Origin of the sequence: Litchfieldella qijiaojingensis (assembly GCF_014651875.1) — a bacterium.
GTDB lineage: Bacteria > Pseudomonadota > Gammaproteobacteria > Pseudomonadales > Halomonadaceae > Litchfieldella > Litchfieldella qijiaojingensis.
Genome location: NZ_BMXS01000007.1, coordinates 73,558 through 91,006, shown reverse-complemented (window position 1 = coordinate 91,006; position 17,449 = coordinate 73,558). Strand labels below are relative to the sequence as shown.

Sequence of the window (17,449 nt, the reverse complement as noted above, 5' to 3'; positions counted from 1 at the left end):
CGCGGTGCGCGGAATCCTCACATATACCCCATATGCTCCGGTTCCTGTGCTCCGGGCGCCTTGCGCTTGATGCCGTTCGTCGATTTATTCAGCGCTTCCTCAGGCCGGAGACAGCCAAGCCAGGCGAGCGGCCAATAGCACCAGCGAGGCCGTGGCCAACCAACGCCAGGGTGCCGGGTTCAGCGGGCGGTGAGCGAAGCGGTGGTAGCTGATGCGCACCAAGGCACAGGTGACCAGCCCCAGCAAGACGCCACCGATCAGGTCGCTGGCCCAGTGAACCCCGAGCACCAGGCGTGATAGCGCCATGGGCACGCACAGGGCAATGGCTACCCAGTATGCCCAGAAACGCCAGCGGGCTGGTAGTTCCTGGGCGATGAAGGCTGCCGCCAGACCATACAGCACCACCGCGGTGGAGGCATGTGCGCTAGGGTAGGCCATGGAACCGGCCAGGTACTCAGGGGTATCCGGTCTTGTGCGGTCGGCCAACTGCTTGAATAAGGTATTGGCCACGGCGATGCCGCCCAGTGCCGCACTGAGGTGGGCGAACGCCGAGATGTGACGCGCCCACAGCAGCCACACTCCCCAGGGCAGGGCCAGGGCGACCACGCCATAGGCATCACCCGCTCTCGCCAGCATCTCGCCAAGGGTCAGCAGCGCGGGCCAGTCAAGACTCGTGAACAGCGTATGGATCTGGAGATCCATGGCCAGCGGGCCGTCGGCGTTCAGCACCAGCAGTGTCCATACACACAAAGTGGATAAACTTAGTACCATCAGAATCAAGGGCGCCAGTGGGAATTCGCCGCGTGGTCGTTGGGCGCGAAGCGATATCCATAGTCGCCGGCGCCAGCGCCGTCCCCGCGCCATGCGGGCTGTCGTACGATAGAGGCGTCCCTCCCGGGCAAGCTGATGGCGTAGCCAGGAAAAGCCTACCGCCAGGGCCAGAATGATAACCGCCAGAATCACCAGCCACTGATGCAGGCCTGGTGGCACCTTGAGAAGCTGCTGCCAGGTGCGGCCCAGCAGATAACCGGGTAGTACGTACGCTGGCGCCCAGAGCAGGGCCGATAACACGTTTGCCCAGCCGAAAGACCAGGGGGACATGTGCAGCATCCCGGCAATCATCGGCACGATAGGGCGAACCGGTCCGACGAAGCGCCCGAATATCACCGACAACGTGCCGTAGCGCTGGAAAAAGCGGGCACCTCGGGCGAGCCACTCGGGGTGACGGTCGAAGGGCCATAGACGCGGGATACGTTCACGCTGGGTATAGCCCAAGGCAAAGCTCAAGCCGTCACCGACCACCGCTCCCAGGAAGGCTGCCAGCAGCACGGGCATCGTGGCTAGCTCCTGATGGCCGGCCATCGAGGCGGCGGCAGTCATCAATACCACACCGGGGATCACCAGGCCCAGCAAGGCCAGGCATTCGACCAAGGCAATCACGGCGATGATCAATAGCAGCAACTGTGGGGATGGTGTGAGTTGGAATAGCCAGTCGGCCAGATTCAATGCGTTGACTCCATCAGTGCCTGTCCCTTGATCTGCAGGCGTTGTTCGAAAGTGGCCCGGGTTTCGTTGGGGTATGGAGAGCAGACTGCGATGCGTGAGGCAATGGCACCGGTCTCGGCCAATACCGTGGCATCCAGAGCGTAGAGCAAGCGGTGCCTGACCATCAGGGCGCCGGTTTCCCCGGTATCCGGCAGCAACAGCCAGAACAGCGATGGCCGGATGCGGCCAAGGCTATCATGCGCACGGCAAGTATGGTGGGCGACGCGACAGAACCGCTGCAATAGCTCGAGACGTAGGCGCGAGCCGAATTGCTCGTGCGCCATTTCAAGTTGCGGCAGATGGACCACCAGCACGCTTAGTCGGCGTTGCAGCAGCGTGGCGCGGGCAAACTCGCTGTCGAGATGCTCTTGAATGGCTGGTGCGTTGAGTGCCTGGCATTCAGAGTCCATGGGGTCTGTTGCCTCGAGCAGTGCTCGCTGGCGGCGCTGCTCCAGCGGTGCCAGTGCGCCCAGTACGATGACTGCCAGGTAGGTGAAGGCCATGTTCTGGGTCACTTGGTCGTCTGCCGGCAGTGCCAGCCACAGGGGAGCAAGTATCAGGTTGAGCAGCATGGCGGGGCCCAATGGCAGAAGCAGTAATGCCAACAGGGGAGGGAGCCCGATCCACAGCGCCGTACCTTGTGTGGTTTGGTCTAGCTCGACAGCTAGCAGTAGGTAGCTGCTGATCAGCACCAGGTAGGAGGAAAGTCGTTGGTAACGCTGGCTGGCCAGGCGCAGCAGGGCAGCGCTTAGCAGCAGCAGGGCCAGGACGGCTGGCAGCAGGATACGCAGGAAATCGCCCATCAAATAGTGCCAGGCGGCATATCCAAGCATCAGCAGAGCCCCCACGGCGTAGATCAGGGCAAATAAACGAGAGGGCCAGAGCTTTTCGTCATGCATGGGGTGTGACCTTCTCGATGATGACCAGGTCCCGATCCTGGCTGGCCAAGGCTTGGCACTCGGCTTCCAGTGTCAGTGGGTAGGCCAGCGATACCGCGCGGATACGGTGCGGGCCGTGCAGCGATGCCAGCAGGGACTCGCGGCGTTGATGGGCATGGGCGATGTCACGGCTGGTCAGCAAGGTGGCCAGGGTCTTGTTGTCGACCCGATAGCAGTGCTCGAAAGGTTCGAGTGCACGACACATGGTTTGTGCCAATGACCAGCAATGGTGATAGTGGGTGCGTAGCAATATCAGCTCGGTATGGGTGCCTTCGCGATCGCTGCGGGCGCTTTCACGGGGAAGGTCTTCGAGCAATTGAGACGCCGTCCACAGTCGCGTTCCAGGCATCAAGCGAGCTCGCTCGTTGACGCCTTGCCATAAAGGGCGGTAATTCAGTGAGCGTGCCAGGCCGAGCAGCATCAATGCCGTCAGGATCAGCGCGCTCGACATGCCCTGCTCGATACTCAGGTGTGCCTGCACTCGCCACCAACTCAGGGCAGCCAGCAGAACATTGAGCGATATCAGCCACCATGGCTGTGGCAGCATCAACAGGATCGCAAATGCCCATAGCCAGCAGGCGAATTGCCCTGGGGATAGCCACAGCAGGCTGGCCAGCAGAAGCGCCGGCACCAACTGCCAGGGAGTGCGGGTGGGCCAGCGTTGGTTGAGTTCGTGCAGGGTGGCCGACCCGACCAGCCATAACGTCCCCAGCCAGAGCAGTGCCCGTACCGTCTCCTGGGTGGCTTGTATCGCCAGCAGTGCCAGTACGCCGGCGCCGAGCAGTAGATGGAACCGGAACAGGTTGGTTTTGTACTTGCTATCCATGGTGACTTACTATAGTTCCTTCCATTCCTTGCCACGCTCGCCATCGAGCGTGGTTCCCCTGCGAGGAGACACTCTACGGCATGTCACGTCACGCATCCCCTGTCAACGATGATAACGTCAAAGACACCGCCGCGAGCAGCGATGATGTCGTCGCCTATATGACGTCGCTGGGGCAAGCGGCACGAGCCGCTGGCGCCGCCATGCGCCGCCATGATACCGCGGCCAAGAACGCGGCGCTGCTGGCCATGGCGCGTCACCTCGAAGTCTCCCGCACGAGCCTGCTCGATGCCAATGCCCGCGATTTGGCAAGAGGGCGCGAGACGGGGCTCGACGCGGCCCCGCTGGATCGCCTGGCCCTGGATGACGGTCGTATCGATGCCATGATAGAAGGGCTGCATCAGGTTGCGGCCCTACCCGATCCCGTCGGGGAAATCGATGGCCTGCGTTCACGGCCGAGTGGCATTCAGGTCGGTCAGATGCGTGTTCCGCTGGGGGTAATCGGCATCATCTACGAGTCTCGGCCCAATGTCACGGTAGAGGCTGCCAGCCTGTGTCTCAAGGCGGGCAATGCGTGCATCCTGCGTGGCGGTTCCGAAGCGCGAGAGAGTAATGCTGCCATCGCTGCATGTATCGATGCTGGCCTGCGGGAAGCCGGGTTGCCCACTTCGGCCGTGCAAGTGGTGGCGACCACCGACCGGGCCGCGGTGGGATGCTTGATCGCCATGCCCGAGTACGTCGACGTGATTATTCCGCGTGGTGGCAAATCACTGATCGAACGTATTTCTCGCGAGGCGCGAGTGCCGGTGATCAAACACTTGGATGGCGTCTGTCACGTCTACGTCGATGCCACGGCCGATCTCGACAAGGCCTATGCCATTGCCGTCAACGCCAAGACCCAGCGCTACGGCACCTGCAACACCATGGAAACCCTGTTGCTGGACGCGCCGGTCGCCGCTGAGCTGTTGCCCCGGCTGGCCGCCGCTTATGCTGAACATGGCGTGGAATTGCGCGGTTGCGAACGCACCCGGTCGATTGTGGAGGGGGTGGTTCCCGCCGGCGAGGAAGACTGGGCGGCGGAATACTTGGCCCCGGTGCTGGCTATTCGCGTGGTGGATGGCATCGAAGATGCCATGGCCCACATCGAGCGTTATGGCTCGCATCACACCGATGCCATCGTCACCGAGAACTACGGCCTGGCCCGGCGCTTCCTGGCCGAAGTCGATTCTAGTTCGGTGATGGTCAATGCTTCGACCCGATTTGCCGATGGCTTCGAATACGGACTGGGCGCGGAAATCGGCATTTCCACCGATAAGCTGCATGCGCGTGGGCCTGTGGGGCTCGAGGGCCTGACGACGCGCAAGTACGTGGTGCTTGGCGACGGGCATGTCCGTGGCTGATCAGGGGGCGAGCGAAAGCGCAGTGCTCCGCGTGGCCATGTTGGGGGGTACCTTCGATCCGGTGCATCTAGGGCATCTGCGCAGCGCGGTGGAGTTGCGTGAAGCCCTTGCCCTTGACCGGGTCCACCTGATTCCTGCCCACGTGCCGCCGCATCGCACGGCTCCCGGCGTCTCCGGCGAGCAGCGCCTGGCCATGCTCGAGGCCGGCATCGGCGATACGCCGGGCTTGGTGGCCGACGCCCGCGAGCTGCGCCGCGAAGGTCCATCCTATTCCGCCGACACCTTGGCTTCCCTACGCGAAGAATTGGGTGAGCAGGCGCGAATCGTCATGGCGGTAGGGCACGATGCCTTTCTCAAGCTGGCTTCCTGGCACCAGCCCGAACGGTTGTTCGCGCTGGCCCATGTGGTGGTGATCGAGCGCCCCGATCATCGCTCGGCGTTGCCCGCCGCCCTGGCCAATCTGGTTGGTGAGCGGGAAGTCGGCACCTCTCGAGAATTGTTCGCGACTCCTTGTGGTGGGCTGTTGCGCCTATCGTTGCCTAGCCGCATGGCCATTTCCGCCACCGACATTCGCCAGCGCCTCGCCACTGGGCGCAGCGTGCGCTATCTGCTGCCGGAAGCGGTCGAACGCCATATCCGGACTCACGGCCTTTATCGCTGAGGCATGCCCGTTTCGGTTGGCGAATTCACGTTTTGGCGCTGCCGAGCCGGGCACAAAGGAGTAGAATGAAAAAAGAAGCAATCCATTACGAAGAGGGGCTATGCACATCGACGCACTCAAGACCTTGGCGGTGGACGCCCTTGAAGAACTCAAGGGGCAGGACATCGTCACTCTGGATGTGACCAACCTGACCAGTGTGACCGACCTGATGCTGGTGGCCAGCGGTACCTCCTCTCGGCATGTCTCGGCGCTGGCCAATAATCTGATCGAAAAAGTCAAGGAACAGGGGATGCAACCTCTGGGCGTGGAGGGGCGTGCCGGTGCAGAGTGGGTGCTGGTCGACCTCGGAGACCTGGTGGTGCATGTCATGGTGCCGGAAACCCGCCGTCTCTACGACCTGGAGCGCCTGTGGTCCGACCTGCCCAGTGACACCGAGGAAGAGGTGCGAGGCGGGGGCCGAGCGTGAAGCTCAAACTGCTGGCGGTGGGGACACGGATGCCCGATTGGGTCGAGCGTGGCGTCGAGGAGTATCGCAAGCGCTTGCCGCGTGACTTTGCCCTCGAGATTCATGAAATTCCCCCCGGTGCACGGGGCAAGAATGCCGATGTGGCCAGGGCCGTGGCCTTGGAAGGGGAACGCATGCGCGAGCGCCTGCGGGGCAGTGAGCACCTTGTCGCCCTGGAAGTCGGTGGACAGCCCTGGAGCACCGAACGCCTTGCCACCGAAGCTGACCGCTGGCGCCTGGAAGGGCGTGACGTTGCCTTGCTGGTAGGTGGGCCCGACGGCTTGGAGCCAAGCTTGTCAGCAAGCGCCGATCAGCGCTGGTCATTGTCTCCGCTGACGTTGCCACATCCCCTGGTTCGAATTCTGCTCGCCGAGCAGCTCTATCGCGCCTGGACGCTTTTGGTGGGACATCCCTATCATCGCTAACCGATTCCACTAGCCCTATCGATATCGATGACCGACTCGAGCCTCGTCCATGCGTAATCCTCGCCCGGCGCTGAAGAACACGCAGCAGGAAGTGCGTACCTTCCGCATCCGCTCGCTGCTGGCCCTACTCGTGGTCATGCTGCTGACCAGCCTGTTGATGGGGCGCCTGGTGTATTTGCAGGTCTTCCAGCATGAGGTCTATATCACACGCTCGGAGAACAACCGGGTGCGGGTAGAGCCCTTGCCCCCGACCCGGGGGTTGATTTTCGACCGCAACGGTCGGTTGCTGGCCGAGAATCGTCCGACCTACAACCTGACCCTAGTGCGCGAGCGGGTCGATGACCTGGAGGCGACCCTGACGCTTCTGGTGGACCTGCTGGATCTGCCGGAAGAAGAGGTCGAAGCCTTCCACCAGCGCTCGCGCCAACGTCAGCGCCCCTTTCAACCGGCACTGTTGATGAGCGATCTGGAGGAGGAGCAGATCGCGCGCTTGGCGGTCAATCGCCATCGCCTGCCTGGAGTCGAGGTCGAGGCACAGTTGCTGCGCTATTATCCGGATCCCGACATCATGTCTCATGCCTTGGGGTTCGTGGGGCGTATCAACGCCGAGGAATTGAAGGAGCTGGATGTCGGCGATTATGCCGGCACCCATTTCATCGGCAAGACCGGAGTCGAACGCTTCTATGAGGAGGAGTTGCACGGCCAGGCGGGGTTGCGCAAGGTCGAAACCAACGCGCGCGGCCGTGTGCTGCGTGAATTGGGGCGTACCGATCCGGTACCGGGGCAGAACCTGACCCTGACCATCGACAAGGATCTGCAGGCTCTGGGTTATGAGTTGCTCGATGGGCGGCGTGGTTCCATCGTGGCCATTCAGCCGGCGACCGGGGAGATTCTCGCCATGGTGTCGACGCCTGGCTTCGACACCAACCGCTTCGTCACCGGCATCGACTCGGCGTCCTACCAGGCCTTGCAGGAGGACATCGACTTGCCGTTGTTCAATCGTGCCATTCGCGGTCAATACCCGCCGGGCTCGACGGTTAAGCCGTTTCTGGCCCTGGCGGGGTTGATCGAGGGCGTGATCACCCCAGGCAAGACTATCTACGACCCCGGTTATTTCCAGTTGCCCAACGACTCGCGCCGTTATCGCAACTGGTTGCGCTGGGGGCACGGCAAGGTCGATATGGAACGCTCGATCGCCGTCTCCAATAACACTTATTTTTACACTCTGGCCCATGATCTGGGGATCGACCGGCTATCGTCGCGTATGCACGACTTCGGTTTCGGCGAGCGCAATACTCACGATGTGTTTGGAGAAAGTGCCGCTCTGTTGCCGGATCGCGATTGGAAGCGTGCCCGCTTCAATCAACCCTGGTATCCAGGTGAGACACTGTCGGTCGGGATTGGTCAAGGCTACTGGATGGTTACCCCTTTGCAGCTTGCGACGGCGACCGCCGTGTTGGCCAACCGCGGTCACTGGGTCAAACCGAGAATCGCCAAGCGCATCGGCGACACCAGTGTGGAAACCAACTTGCCCGATACCAAGAACGATATCACTCTCGACAACGATGAGTGGTGGGACCGCGTCTTCTCCGGAATGGAAAAGGTCGTTTCGGGCAGCGAAGGCACGGCGCGACGCATTGGTGCGGATTTGAAGTACCGCATGGGGGGCAAGTCAGGCACCGCGCAAGTCTTCTCGCTGGGCCAGGATCAGAAATACAACGCCGAAGAGCTGGCCGAGCGGCTGCGCGATCATGCGTTGTTCATTGCCTTTGCCCCGCTTGAGGATCCCCAGATCGCCGTCTCGGTGATCGTTGAAAATGCTGGTGGTGGCAGTACCCATGCGGCACACCTGGCACGTGCCATGACCGACGCTTGGTTGCTCGAGCCCGAAGAGAACGATCGCAACGTGGAAGCGTTGTTGGAAGCCGAGGAGTAAACATGGCACTCGTCGTCTTGACCCGTGCGGTGAGAGGTCATCCAGTACGTCCCCCGGAAAGCGGCATGGTCCGGCGTCGTGGCCTGTGGACACGAATACACCTGGATCCCTGGCTATTGCTGATGTTGCTGACCCTGATGGCGGCTGGGCTGGCTGTCCTGTATAGCGCCAGTGGCCAGCGCCTGGATGTGGTGATCGCTCAGGCGACACGCTTCGGGATAGCCCTGGCGGCGCTGGTCGTGCTGGCACAATTCTCCCCCGCGACGTTGTATCGTTGGGCGCCGGTGGTGTATGGCGCGGCGCTGTTGATGTTGGTCGCCGTGGAAGTCATGGGTGACATGGGGATGGGAGCACAACGTTGGCTGGTGATTCCCGGCATCATTCGCTTCCAGCCCTCGGAACTAATGAAATTGGCGATGCCGATGATGCTGGCGGCTAGCCTGAGTCAGCGTGAGTTGCCCCCACGCTGGCGCGACCTGCTGGTATGTGCCGCAATCATGGCAGTGCCGGTATTGCTGATCGCCCGCCAGCCAGACCTTGGAACGTCGTTGCTGGTGCTCTGCGCGGCAGCTTTCGTGGTGCTGCTGGCAGGACTCTCCTGGCGCCTCATCGCCTTCCTTGGAGCGCTGGCGGCATCCGCATTGCCTTTGCTGTGGCTGAACATGCATGACTATCAGCGTCAGCGGGTGCTTACCTTTCTCAATCCCGAGAGCGACCCCTTGGGCTCGGGGTGGAACATCATTCAGTCGACCACAGCCATCGGCAGTGGCGGGGTGTTCGGAAAGGGCTGGCTTCAGGGAACGCAATCTCAACTGGAGTTTCTCCCGGAGCGACACACCGACTTCATCGTTGCCGTGCTGGGCGAGGAGTTCGGGTTGGTTGGCATATTGCTGTTTCTGACCTTGTATCTGTTGATCGTCTGCCGTGGCCTGTGGCTGGCCAATGCCGCTCAGGATACGTTCGGTCGGTTGCTGGCCGGAAGCATAGTCCTGACCTTCTTCATCTATGTGTTCGTCAATATCGGCATGGTCAGCGGTATTCTTCCGGTCGTTGGGGTGCCGCTGCCGTTGGTCAGTTATGGCGGCACCTCCAGCGTGACCTTGTTGGCTGGTTTCGGTATCCTCATGTCGATTCAAGCCCACCGCCGACTGTTACCACGATAGGCTCATGAGCGCGCTGACTCAGGGAGAACAAAGATCATGAAGGCTTCCCGACCTCATGGAAGAGCGGCGTGGTGGTTCGCCGCCGGGTTGTGGCTGTCCTTGTTGCCGTTGGCATCCCAGGCCGCCATGAACTTCGATCCCGGTCAACATGACGATGTGGCTGCCTTGATCGACGAGTTGGAAGCCAAGGGTATCGAGCGGAGCTGGCTGGTCGATGTCATGCAAGGAGCTGAATATCAGCAAGGGGTGCTCGACGCCATGGCCGGTGCCGCCGAACGTCGATTGCGCTGGGACGAGTATCGCGAGATCTTTCTGCAGCCCGAGCGAATCGAGCGCGGTGTCGACTTCATCGAAGCTCATCGCGAGGCGTTCGCGCGTGTCGAGGCCGAATATGGCGTGCCTCCGGAGGTGGTGGCCGCCATCATCGGAGTGGAAACCAGTTATGGTCGCCACACCGGTCGCCACAGGGTGATCGATTCCCTGTCGACGTTGGCGTTCCACCACCCCAGTCGAGGAAGGTTCTTTCGTGGCGAACTGCTTGCCTTTCTCGAGATCACCCGTGAACAAGAAGTCGATCCCGGTTCTCTGAAGGGTTCCTATGCCGGGGCCATGGGCTATCCACAGTTCATTCCCACCAGCTACCGTGCCTATGCCGTGGACTTCGATGGCGATAGCAAGCGCGACCTATGGGACAATCCGGTGGATGCGATCGGCAGCGTCGGTAACTATTTCGCTCGCCATGGCTGGCGAGCGGATGCCCCGATATACAGTGAGGCTCTGGGCCCTGACGAACTGCCCCGGGAAGTCGCGTTCAACCAGACGCAGCCGCCCTACGAAACCCTGGAAGCACTGGCCGAACATGGCATTCGGCCGGCGCGGGAAGGAGAGTTCGACGGCGACAGGCGCGTGATACCGTTGGCGCTCGACCATGCCGACAAGACCTACAGTTATCGCCTGGGGCACGACAATTTCTACGTGATTACCCGTTACAATCACAGCCATCTCTACGCCATGGCCGTGACCGAGCTGGCCGAAGCGATTCTTGCCAAATGGGAGGGTGGGGCATGAAGGCCTGGATAGGAGGACTGGCGGTCGCAGTGTTATTGGCAGGCTGTGCCAGCGGAGGAGGTGCGCGTCCCGAGTCTGCGGGAGAGTCGCGCTCCGCCTCGGCGGCTTCGTCGTCCTCTGGGCGCTACGCCATGGTCAAGGACGCCTATCCCGATTTGCCGCCGGATGTCTCGAACGTGCGCGATGCCGTGCCCCGGGTCGAACCTCGAGCAGCGAGCGGCAACCGAGAGCACTATGAGGTTTGGGGCAAGACCTATCGGGTTCTGCAGGATCCTTCCGGTTATAGCAATCAGGGGGTGGCTTCCTGGTATGGCGAAAAATTCCATGGCTACACCACCGCCAGCGGCGAAATCTATGACATGTACAAGATGACCGCCGCCCACAAGTCATTGCCGTTGCCGACCTATGCCCGTGTCACCAATGTCGATAATGGGCGTTCGGTGATCGTCAAGGTCAACGATCGAGGGCCCTTTCATGACGATCGCGAGATCGACTTGTCCTATGCCGCGGCGGCGCGCCTGGACATCCTGGGACGGGGCACGGGGAGGGTGCAAGTGGAAGCTATCGATCCGGTCGCGTGGCAGGCCGAGCAACGCGCGATGGTGTCCCGACAACCTGAACGCAGCGTGACCCCCACGCCGGCAGCGTCCGAGGCTCTACAAGTGGCGACCGAGGTGGCCGTGGCGTCCTCTCAAGCTCCTCCTCCAGCCGCGGCAACGGGCGCTGACGCCGCTCCGGAAGCCGCTGCTGGCAAGGTTTCGGGTGAGCTCATCTATCTGCAGGTAGCAGCACTTGGCTCCATGGCCAACGCTCAGGCGCTCAAGGCGCGTTTGCAGGATGAACTTTCCCAGCCCGTGCGTGTGGAAAGCGGTGCTAGCCTGCACCGGGTGCAGGTTGGTCCACTGACCGACAGCGGGCAGCTCGAACCGTTGCGCGACGAGTTGCGTCGTGCCGGTTATGCCCAAGCATTCGTGGTCAATGGGGGGCGCTGAATCCGCGCTATCCCTTGCATGCCATGCAGTAACCATTCGATTCCTTTATGCGAGAACCCGAGTCATGAGAGTTGTCTTCGTTTCCTTTGGCCGCCAATGCCTGCTTACTTTGCTGCTATTGTGCTTGGCCGTGGTCAGCATGCCGGCCATGTCCCAATCGGCACCCAGCCCACAGACCATGATTCCGGCGCCGCCGCAGCTCGCGGCCTCGTCCTGGATCCTGATGGATGCCGATAGCGGCAAGGTTCTGGTCGAGCACAACGCCGACGAACGCCTGCCTCCGGCCAGCCTGACCAAGTTGATGACCGCGTATCTGGTCGAGCGTGAGCTGAATCAGGGCAATATCACCATGAATGACATGGTCAATGTCAGTGAGAAAGCCTGGCGGACGGGCGGCTCCAAGATGTTCATCGAGGTCGGCAGCCAGGTGTCGATTCATGATCTGCTCTACGGCATCATCATTCAGTCCGGCAATGATGCCAGCGTGGCCGTGGCCGAGCACATAGCGGGCGGTGAGCAGCCCTTCGCCGATCTCATGAACCAGCATGCGGCGCGCCTGGGCATGCAGAACACCCATTTCGTCAATGCCACGGGGCTGCCCCATGCCGAGCATTACTCGTCGGCCCAGGATCTGGCCTTGCTGTCGCGGCATATCATCAACGACTACCCCGAGCACTATGAAATCTATGCCGAGCGTTACTTCACCTACAACGATATTCGCCAGCCCAACCGAAACCGGCTGCTGTGGCGCGATCCCAGTGTCGACGGCCTGAAAACCGGCCATACCGAAGAGGCCGGCTATTGTCTGGTGGCCTCGGCCAAACGCGATGACATGCGCTTGATCTCGGTGGTCATGGGCACCGCCTCTGACGAGGCCCGGGTGCAGGAAACCCAGAAGCTCATGAGCTACGGCTTCCGCTATTACGAGACCCTCAAGCTCTATGAGAAGGGCGCGGTGCTCAATACCCCGAGGATCTGGGGTGGGGAGAAGGACGAATTGCGGGTTGGTGTCAGCGAAGAGGTTCGCATGACGGTGCCACGGGGACGTAGCGACGAGCTGACCGCACGCCTGAATCTCCGTGAATCGATCAGCGCTCCGATTCAGGCGGGGGAACGCGTCGGCACCCTCGAGATTCGGTTGGGTGACGAATCATTGGATGAACTGCCGCTGGTGGCCTTGGAGAGTGTCGAGCAAGGTGGAATCTTCAAGCGGCTGCTCGACGCCATCCGCCAATTCATCAGTGGACTGTTCGACTGATCGTTCGCCGCTCATCGCTAGAGCGATGAGCGGCGGGCTCATCGGACATGGTTTTGCCGCTTGGTCGCAGACCATAGGGTAAGTAAAATGCTCGGAAATATCTTTCATCGAGTACTCTCATGACCGAAGCTCCCAAGGTCGAATTCCCTTGTGATTATTCCCTGAAGATCGTGGGCGATGCTGCGGAGGACTTTCGCGATGTCATCATCGATATCGTCGAAACGCATGCCCCCGGCATCGATCGCGACCGTGTCAGTGTCGTCGACAGCCGCAATGGCAAGTTCCAGTCCGTACGCGTGACCATCAGGGCTACCGGCCACGCGCAGCTTGAGGCATTGTTCGCCTCGCTCAAGGCCACCGGCCGCGTGCATATGGTGCTGTAAATGAGCGTGGCCTCGGCGCTGCCGATCAGGGTGTTTCAACTCGATCGCCAGCCTTATCGCCCGGTGTGGCAGGCGATGCGCTCGCTTACCGACACGCGGGATGCCGATACTCAGGACCAGCTCTGGGTGGTGGAGCATGATCCGGTCTTTACCCAAGGTCAGGCGGGCAAGCCGGAACATCTGTTGATGCCTGGCGATATCCCGGTGGTGCAGACTGACCGCGGTGGCCAGGTTACCTATCATGGCCCCGGCCAAGTGGTGCTTTACCCACTACTCGATGTACGGCGTAGCAAGCTTGGCGTCCGCGAATTGGTGACCGCACTGGAGCAGGCGGTGATCCGTGTGCTGGCCGACGATGGCATCGCGGCGCATGCACGTCCAGACGCACCAGGGGTCTACGTCGGCGAGGCCAAGATCGCCTCGCTGGGGCTGCGTATCCGACGCGGAGCCAGCTTTCATGGGGTAGCACTGAATGTGAATGGCGACCTGTCGCCTTTCCAGCGCATCAATCCCTGCGGCTATACCGGCATGCAGATGACTCGGCTTGCCGATCTGGTCGCCGTACCGCCATCCTTGGAAGCGGTGTCGCAACGCCTCGTCGAACGTCTGGCCGAGCTGCTGCATCGGGATATCGAGATGGCAGGGCAGGGTAAATTGCCGATGCCCTGCATCGAGCAGGGCATCAGCTTGAAGGAGCCGGCCTAATTAGGTGTTGGGCTAACCAACATTGATGGCGGGGATGATATCCGGATCAAGCTCCTGGCCTGGCACCTCGGCAGGCGCTGCCAAACCCAGGTTGTTCTTTTCGAATACCCGGTCCGCCCGGTAGCTGGAGCGTACCAGCGGTCCGGCGGCCACTTCCATGAAGCCCTTTTCCAGCCCTAGCTGGCGATAATGTTTGAATTCGTCGGGCGTGACCCAGCGTTCCACCGGCAGGTGGTTCTTGGTCGGCCGCAGGTACTGACCGAGAGTGACGATATCCACGCCAATGGCTCTCAAGTCATCGAAGGTTGCGAGAATTTCATCGTCGGTTTCCCCCAGCCCCAGCATCAGACTGGTCTTGGTGAGGATGTCCGGACGATGGTGCTTGGCATGCGCCAGCACATCCAGCGTCTTGCGATAGCCGGCTCGGGGGTCGCGCACCCGTGTGGTCAGCCGCTCCACGGTTTCGACGTTCTGGGCGAACACCTCGAGACCGGAGTCGACCACTTCCTCGACGGCGCTCTGACGGCCGTCGAAGTCGGGGGTCAGCGCTTCGACCACGACGTCCGGGGTGCGTGTCTTGATGGCACGAATGCAGGCCGCGTAGTGGGCTGCGCCGCCGTCGTCGAGGTCGTCACGGTCGACCGAGGTCAGGACGATGTAGCGCAGGCCCATCAACTCGACCGACTTGGCGGTATTCTCCGGCTCCTCGGTGTCTAGCCAACCCTTTGGGTTGCCAGTATCCACGGCGCAGAAACGACAGGCACGAGTGCATACCGAGCCCATCAGCATGATGGTGGCGGTGCCGTTGCTCCAGCACTCTCCCATGTTGGGGCAGTGCGATTCGGCGCAGACGGTGCTCAGGCGATGCTCGTTGACGTTGCGCTTGACCGCTTCGAAGCGTTCCCCGCCGGCAATCTGGATGCGCAGCCAAGGTGGCTTGCGCCCGGTGGCGGCACTCTCCTCGGCTTGCTTGCGCTGCTTCATACCGTCCTTGATCGCGGAGACGCCGTGCTCGTTGCGGTACTTCTCACCGCTGGATACGGACTGCGAGGGTTTGTTGCTCATATCGATTCGAGACTCTCTTCTCGGCGGCTTGGGCTGCCATACTCGGTGCGTCGTTGTCGTGCAATTTACCACATCGACACGGCGGCATCAGCCGTCGTGGGTGGCGGGTATGGGCAAGCAGACCACCCCATGGCCAGGCATCGGTTCCAGCGGTGAGCGGAAGTGGGCATTGAGTTCCGGCAACAGCTCGCGTACGAAGCGCAGGAACAGTTCGGTCACCGGCGAGGGGTGGCGATCCTTGGGATAGACGGTGCACCAGGAGCGCCGCAGCGGGAAGCCGGGCAGTGTCGGCGAAGCGAGCAGCCCCGAGGCCAGCTCCAGCTGCACCGCCAAGCGTGGCAGGACGGCGACGCCCAAGTGCGCCATCACCCCCTGCTTGATGGCTTCATTGGTGCCCAACTCGATGGTGTGCAGGAGCGACACCCGTTCGCGAGCGGCGAATTCCTCGAACGCGGTGCGCGTGCCCGAACCGGGTTCACGCATCAGCACGTAGTGACGTGCGAAATCTTCCAGTGTTGGCGATCTGGCGGTGAGCAGCGGGTGACCCGGCCACACCACCGGAATCATCTCGTTGTCGAGGATTGGCATGAAGGCAAGATTGGCATCCTCGGGTACCATACCCATGATCACCAGGTCGTCGCGGCGCTCGGCAAGACGCTCCAGAGCCTGGCTACGGTTACAGACGCGCAAGCGAATTTGCACTTCCGGGTAACGGGCGCGAAAGCGCGCGAGGATATGTGGCACCACGTATTGCGCAGTTGATACGGCGGCGAGGTTGAGTTCGCCGCGAATGGTGCCGGCCAGTTCGGAGAGCTCCATCTGCAGGCTCGAGACCTGGCCGAAGATCGACTGCACCGAGGCGGCCAAGGCATCGGCGGCGGGCAGCACATGCAGGGTCTTGCCGGCATACTTGAACAGCGGCTGTTCGAGAGCCTGCTCCAGTTGACGAATCTGGGCGCTGACCGCCGGCTGGGTCAAGCCGAGCTGTTCCGCCGCCCGCGAGTAGGATTGCTGGCGGTAAACGGCTTGGAAGACCTGAAGCTGGCGAAAGGTCAGACGATTGAGCAGACTAGGGCGCGACATCTGGGATTCCGCTAGGTATAAGTTCACCCTTATAGGTTGGCAAAAAACGATCGATTTGACTATTCCTGGAGGCCGGTACGTGTTCCATAAACTGCTGATCGCCAACCGCGGGGAGATCGCCGTGCGTATCGAGCGGGCCTGCGCCGAGATGGGGATCCGCTCAGTGGCGGTATATACCGATCCTGATCGTTTCGCTCTGCACGTCAAGCGTGCCGACGAAGCCTATTTCATCGGTGACGCTCCCTTGGCGGGTTATCTGGATGCGCGCCGCTTGGTCGATCTGGCGTGCGAGACGGGCTGCGATGCCATTCATCCCGGTTATGGTTTCCTCGCCGAAAGCGCCGATTTCGCGGCGTTGTGTGCCGAGGCAGGCATTGCCTTCATTGGCCCCGATGCCAAGGTGATCGCGCGCATGACCGACAAGGTCCGCTCCCGACGCCTGATGCAAGATGCCGGCATTCCCGTCACACCTGGCACGCTGACCGAGCTAAGCAGCCTCGACGAGGCTTTGGTTCAAGCCGAGGATATCGGATATCCGGTGATGCTGAAAGCCGTTGCTGGAGGTGGTGGTCGCGGTATCCGGCGCTGCGAGTCTGCCGAGCAACTGGGCAAGATCTGGGAGTGGGTGGTGGCCGAGGCTGGTAGCCACTTTGGTTCCGAGGCCGTGTTCCTCGAGAAGTGCATCGTCGATGCCCAGCATATCGAGGTGCAGGTACTGGCCGATCGTCACGGAGGGGTGATCCATCTGTTTGAACGCGACTGCTCAATCCAGCGACACAACCGCAAGTTGCTGGAGATCGCCCCCTGTCCGCGCTTGACCCCCGAACAACGGGCCTATGTCGGTATGCTGGCAATGCGTGCAGCGCAAGTAGTGGGCTACGAGAATGCCGGTACCGTGGAGTTTCTGGTGCGCGGCAACGAAATCTATTTCATGGAAATGAACACGCGGATTCAGGTCGAACACACGGTGACCGAGGCCGTCACCGGCGTCGACATCGTGTGTGAGCAGATTCGCATTGCCGCCGGCCACAAGCTCTCGTTCCGCCAGGAAGACATCCGCCACCACGGTTATGCATTGCAGTTTCGGATCAATGCCGAGGATCCACGCAACGACTTCCTGCCGTCCTTTGGTCGCATCACCCGCTATTATGCGCCGGGCGGTCCCGGGGTGCGCACCGACACAGCGATCTATACCGGCTATCAGATCCCGCCGTATTTCGGTGTACTGTGCTTGAAGTTGATCGTCTGGGGCATGACTTGGGAGGAAACCCTGAACCGTGGCATTCGGGCCCTCAATGACATGCGTCTGCAGGGTATCAAGACCAATGCCGCACTGTTCGAAGCGATCCTGCGTCATCCGGACTTCCGGAGTGGCAATTTCGACACCGGTTTCGTGGCTTCCCGCCCTGAGTTGTTGAACTACTCAGCGAAACGCAACCCCGAAGAGGTGGCATTGGCAATTGCTGCCGCCATCGCTGCCCATGCTGGACTCTAAGGAA

General features: G+C 61.4%; 17 protein-coding genes. 12 read left to right on the top strand and 5 right to left on the bottom strand.

The annotated features are described in order from the left end of the window. Positions 1 to 99 precede the first annotated feature (99 nt). From IE093_RS08925 to IE093_RS08915, 3 genes are read right to left on the bottom strand one after another with little or no spacing between them, the layout of a single operon-like run. Positions 100 to 1,506, bottom strand: a complete 1,407-nt coding sequence (locus IE093_RS08925; protein WP_189468304.1) for a bifunctional DedA family/phosphatase PAP2 family protein — start codon at positions 1,504 to 1,506, stop codon at positions 100 to 102. Continuing rightward, positions 1,503 to 2,444, bottom strand: a complete 942-nt coding sequence (locus tag IE093_RS08920) for a GGDEF domain-containing protein (RefSeq protein WP_189468302.1) — start codon at positions 2,442 to 2,444, stop codon at positions 1,503 to 1,505. The genes IE093_RS08925 and IE093_RS08920 overlap by 4 nt, the downstream gene beginning before the upstream one ends. Next, on the bottom strand, positions 2,437 to 3,309 hold the full coding sequence (locus tag IE093_RS08915; protein WP_189468300.1) for a hypothetical protein: 873 nt from the start codon (positions 3,307 to 3,309) through the stop codon (positions 2,437 to 2,439). Before IE093_RS08915 ends, IE093_RS08920 begins: the two co-directional genes overlap by 8 nt. 80 nt (positions 3,310 to 3,389) lie before the next feature. On the opposite strand from IE093_RS08915, the gene IE093_RS08910 reads away from it, so the two are divergent. The 11 genes from IE093_RS08910 to lipB all read left to right on the top strand — a co-directional run bounded on the left by IE093_RS08910 (position 3,390) and on the right by lipB (position 13,802). Then, positions 3,390 to 4,706, top strand: a complete 1,317-nt coding sequence (locus IE093_RS08910) for a glutamate-5-semialdehyde dehydrogenase (protein ID WP_189468298.1) — start codon at positions 3,390 to 3,392, stop codon at positions 4,704 to 4,706. Beyond that, the gene (gene nadD / locus IE093_RS08905; RefSeq protein ID WP_189468296.1) at positions 4,693 to 5,367 is read left to right on the top strand and encodes a nicotinate-nucleotide adenylyltransferase; all 675 of its coding nucleotides are present in this window, start codon (positions 4,693 to 4,695) and stop codon (positions 5,365 to 5,367) included. Before IE093_RS08910 ends, nadD begins: the two co-directional genes overlap by 14 nt. A gap of 100 nt (positions 5,368 to 5,467) precedes the next feature. Continuing rightward, positions 5,468 to 5,833, top strand: coding sequence for a ribosome silencing factor (gene rsfS / locus IE093_RS08900; RefSeq protein WP_189468294.1), 366 nt, complete (start codon positions 5,468 to 5,470; stop codon positions 5,831 to 5,833). Further along, on the top strand, positions 5,830 to 6,297 hold the full coding sequence (rlmH, locus tag IE093_RS08895) for a 23S rRNA (pseudouridine(1915)-N(3))-methyltransferase RlmH (protein WP_189468293.1): 468 nt from the start codon (positions 5,830 to 5,832) through the stop codon (positions 6,295 to 6,297). Before rsfS ends, rlmH begins: the two co-directional genes overlap by 4 nt. Positions 6,298 to 6,346: 49 nt before the next feature. Beyond that, complete coding sequence (mrdA, locus tag IE093_RS08890; protein WP_189468291.1) at positions 6,347 to 8,233, top strand: penicillin-binding protein 2; 1,887 nt, start codon at positions 6,347 to 6,349, stop codon at positions 8,231 to 8,233. A 2-nt stretch (positions 8,234 to 8,235) separates the two neighbouring features. Next, positions 8,236 to 9,396 carry a rod shape-determining protein RodA gene (gene rodA, locus IE093_RS08885; protein WP_189468289.1) on the top strand — a complete coding sequence of 387 codons (1,161 nt, stop codon included), beginning with the start codon at positions 8,236 to 8,238 and terminating at the stop codon, positions 9,394 to 9,396. A gap of 36 nt (positions 9,397 to 9,432) precedes the next feature. Then, positions 9,433 to 10,464 carry a lytic murein transglycosylase B gene (gene mltB / locus IE093_RS08880; RefSeq protein WP_189468288.1) on the top strand — a complete coding sequence of 344 codons (1,032 nt, stop codon included), beginning with the start codon at positions 9,433 to 9,435 and terminating at the stop codon, positions 10,462 to 10,464. Further along, the gene (locus tag IE093_RS08875; protein ID WP_189468286.1) at positions 10,461 to 11,456 is read left to right on the top strand and encodes a septal ring lytic transglycosylase RlpA family protein; all 996 of its coding nucleotides are present in this window, start codon (positions 10,461 to 10,463) and stop codon (positions 11,454 to 11,456) included. The genes mltB and IE093_RS08875 overlap by 4 nt, the downstream gene beginning before the upstream one ends. 64 nt (positions 11,457 to 11,520) lie before the next feature. After that, on the top strand, positions 11,521 to 12,714 hold the full coding sequence (locus tag IE093_RS08870; RefSeq protein WP_189468283.1) for a D-alanyl-D-alanine carboxypeptidase family protein: 1,194 nt from the start codon (positions 11,521 to 11,523) through the stop codon (positions 12,712 to 12,714). A gap of 119 nt (positions 12,715 to 12,833) precedes the next feature. Further along, positions 12,834 to 13,097, top strand: a complete 264-nt coding sequence (locus tag IE093_RS08865; RefSeq protein WP_189468281.1) for an HP0495 family protein — start codon at positions 12,834 to 12,836, stop codon at positions 13,095 to 13,097. Continuing rightward, on the top strand, positions 13,098 to 13,802 hold the full coding sequence (gene lipB / locus IE093_RS08860; RefSeq protein ID WP_189468279.1) for a lipoyl(octanoyl) transferase LipB: 705 nt from the start codon (positions 13,098 to 13,100) through the stop codon (positions 13,800 to 13,802). It abuts the gene before it with no gap. A 12-nt stretch (positions 13,803 to 13,814) separates the two neighbouring features. On the opposite strand, the gene lipA is transcribed toward lipB, so the two are convergent. Beyond that, positions 13,815 to 14,867, bottom strand: coding sequence for a lipoyl synthase (gene lipA, locus IE093_RS08855; protein ID WP_189468277.1), 1,053 nt, complete (start codon positions 14,865 to 14,867; stop codon positions 13,815 to 13,817). Positions 14,868 to 14,954: 87 nt separating this feature from the next. After that, a complete protein-coding gene (locus IE093_RS08850) occupies positions 14,955 to 15,950 on the bottom strand; it encodes a LysR family transcriptional regulator (protein ID WP_189468275.1) in 996 nt (331 codons plus the stop codon). Between the two features lie 79 nt (positions 15,951 to 16,029). Between IE093_RS08850 and IE093_RS08845 the strand changes: the two genes are divergently transcribed. Beyond that, positions 16,030 to 17,445, top strand: a complete 1,416-nt coding sequence (locus tag IE093_RS08845) for an acetyl-CoA carboxylase biotin carboxylase subunit (protein WP_189468274.1) — start codon at positions 16,030 to 16,032, stop codon at positions 17,443 to 17,445. The last annotated feature ends 4 nt before the right edge of the window (positions 17,446 to 17,449 follow it).

Bases quoted from the DNA above. Each gene is read 5' to 3' on its own strand.
- IE093_RS08920 (WP_189468302.1), bottom strand. From the start codon at position 2,444: ATGCATGACGAAAAGCTCTGGCCCTCTCGTTTATTTGCCCTGATCTAC.
- IE093_RS08915 (WP_189468300.1), bottom strand. From the start codon at position 3,309: ATGGATAGCAAGTACAAAACCAACCTGTTCCGGTTCCATCTACTGCTC.
- IE093_RS08910 (WP_189468298.1), top strand. From the start codon at position 3,390: ATGTCACGTCACGCATCCCCTGTCAACGATGATAACGTCAAAGACACC.
- nadD (WP_189468296.1), top strand. From the start codon at position 4,693: ATGTCCGTGGCTGATCAGGGGGCGAGCGAAAGCGCAGTGCTCCGCGTG.
- rsfS (WP_189468294.1), top strand. From the start codon at position 5,468: ATGCACATCGACGCACTCAAGACCTTGGCGGTGGACGCCCTTGAAGAA.
- mrdA (WP_189468291.1), top strand. From the start codon at position 6,347: ATGCGTAATCCTCGCCCGGCGCTGAAGAACACGCAGCAGGAAGTGCGT.
- rodA (WP_189468289.1), top strand. From the start codon at position 8,236: ATGGCACTCGTCGTCTTGACCCGTGCGGTGAGAGGTCATCCAGTACGT.
- mltB (WP_189468288.1), top strand. From the start codon at position 9,433: ATGAAGGCTTCCCGACCTCATGGAAGAGCGGCGTGGTGGTTCGCCGCC.
- IE093_RS08875 (WP_189468286.1), top strand. From the start codon at position 10,461: ATGAAGGCCTGGATAGGAGGACTGGCGGTCGCAGTGTTATTGGCAGGC.
- IE093_RS08870 (WP_189468283.1), top strand. From the start codon at position 11,521: ATGAGAGTTGTCTTCGTTTCCTTTGGCCGCCAATGCCTGCTTACTTTG.
- IE093_RS08865 (WP_189468281.1), top strand. From the start codon at position 12,834: ATGACCGAAGCTCCCAAGGTCGAATTCCCTTGTGATTATTCCCTGAAG.
- lipB (WP_189468279.1), top strand. From the start codon at position 13,098: ATGAGCGTGGCCTCGGCGCTGCCGATCAGGGTGTTTCAACTCGATCGC.
- lipA (WP_189468277.1), bottom strand. From the start codon at position 14,867: ATGAGCAACAAACCCTCGCAGTCCGTATCCAGCGGTGAGAAGTACCGC.
- IE093_RS08850 (WP_189468275.1), bottom strand. From the start codon at position 15,950: ATGTCGCGCCCTAGTCTGCTCAATCGTCTGACCTTTCGCCAGCTTCAG.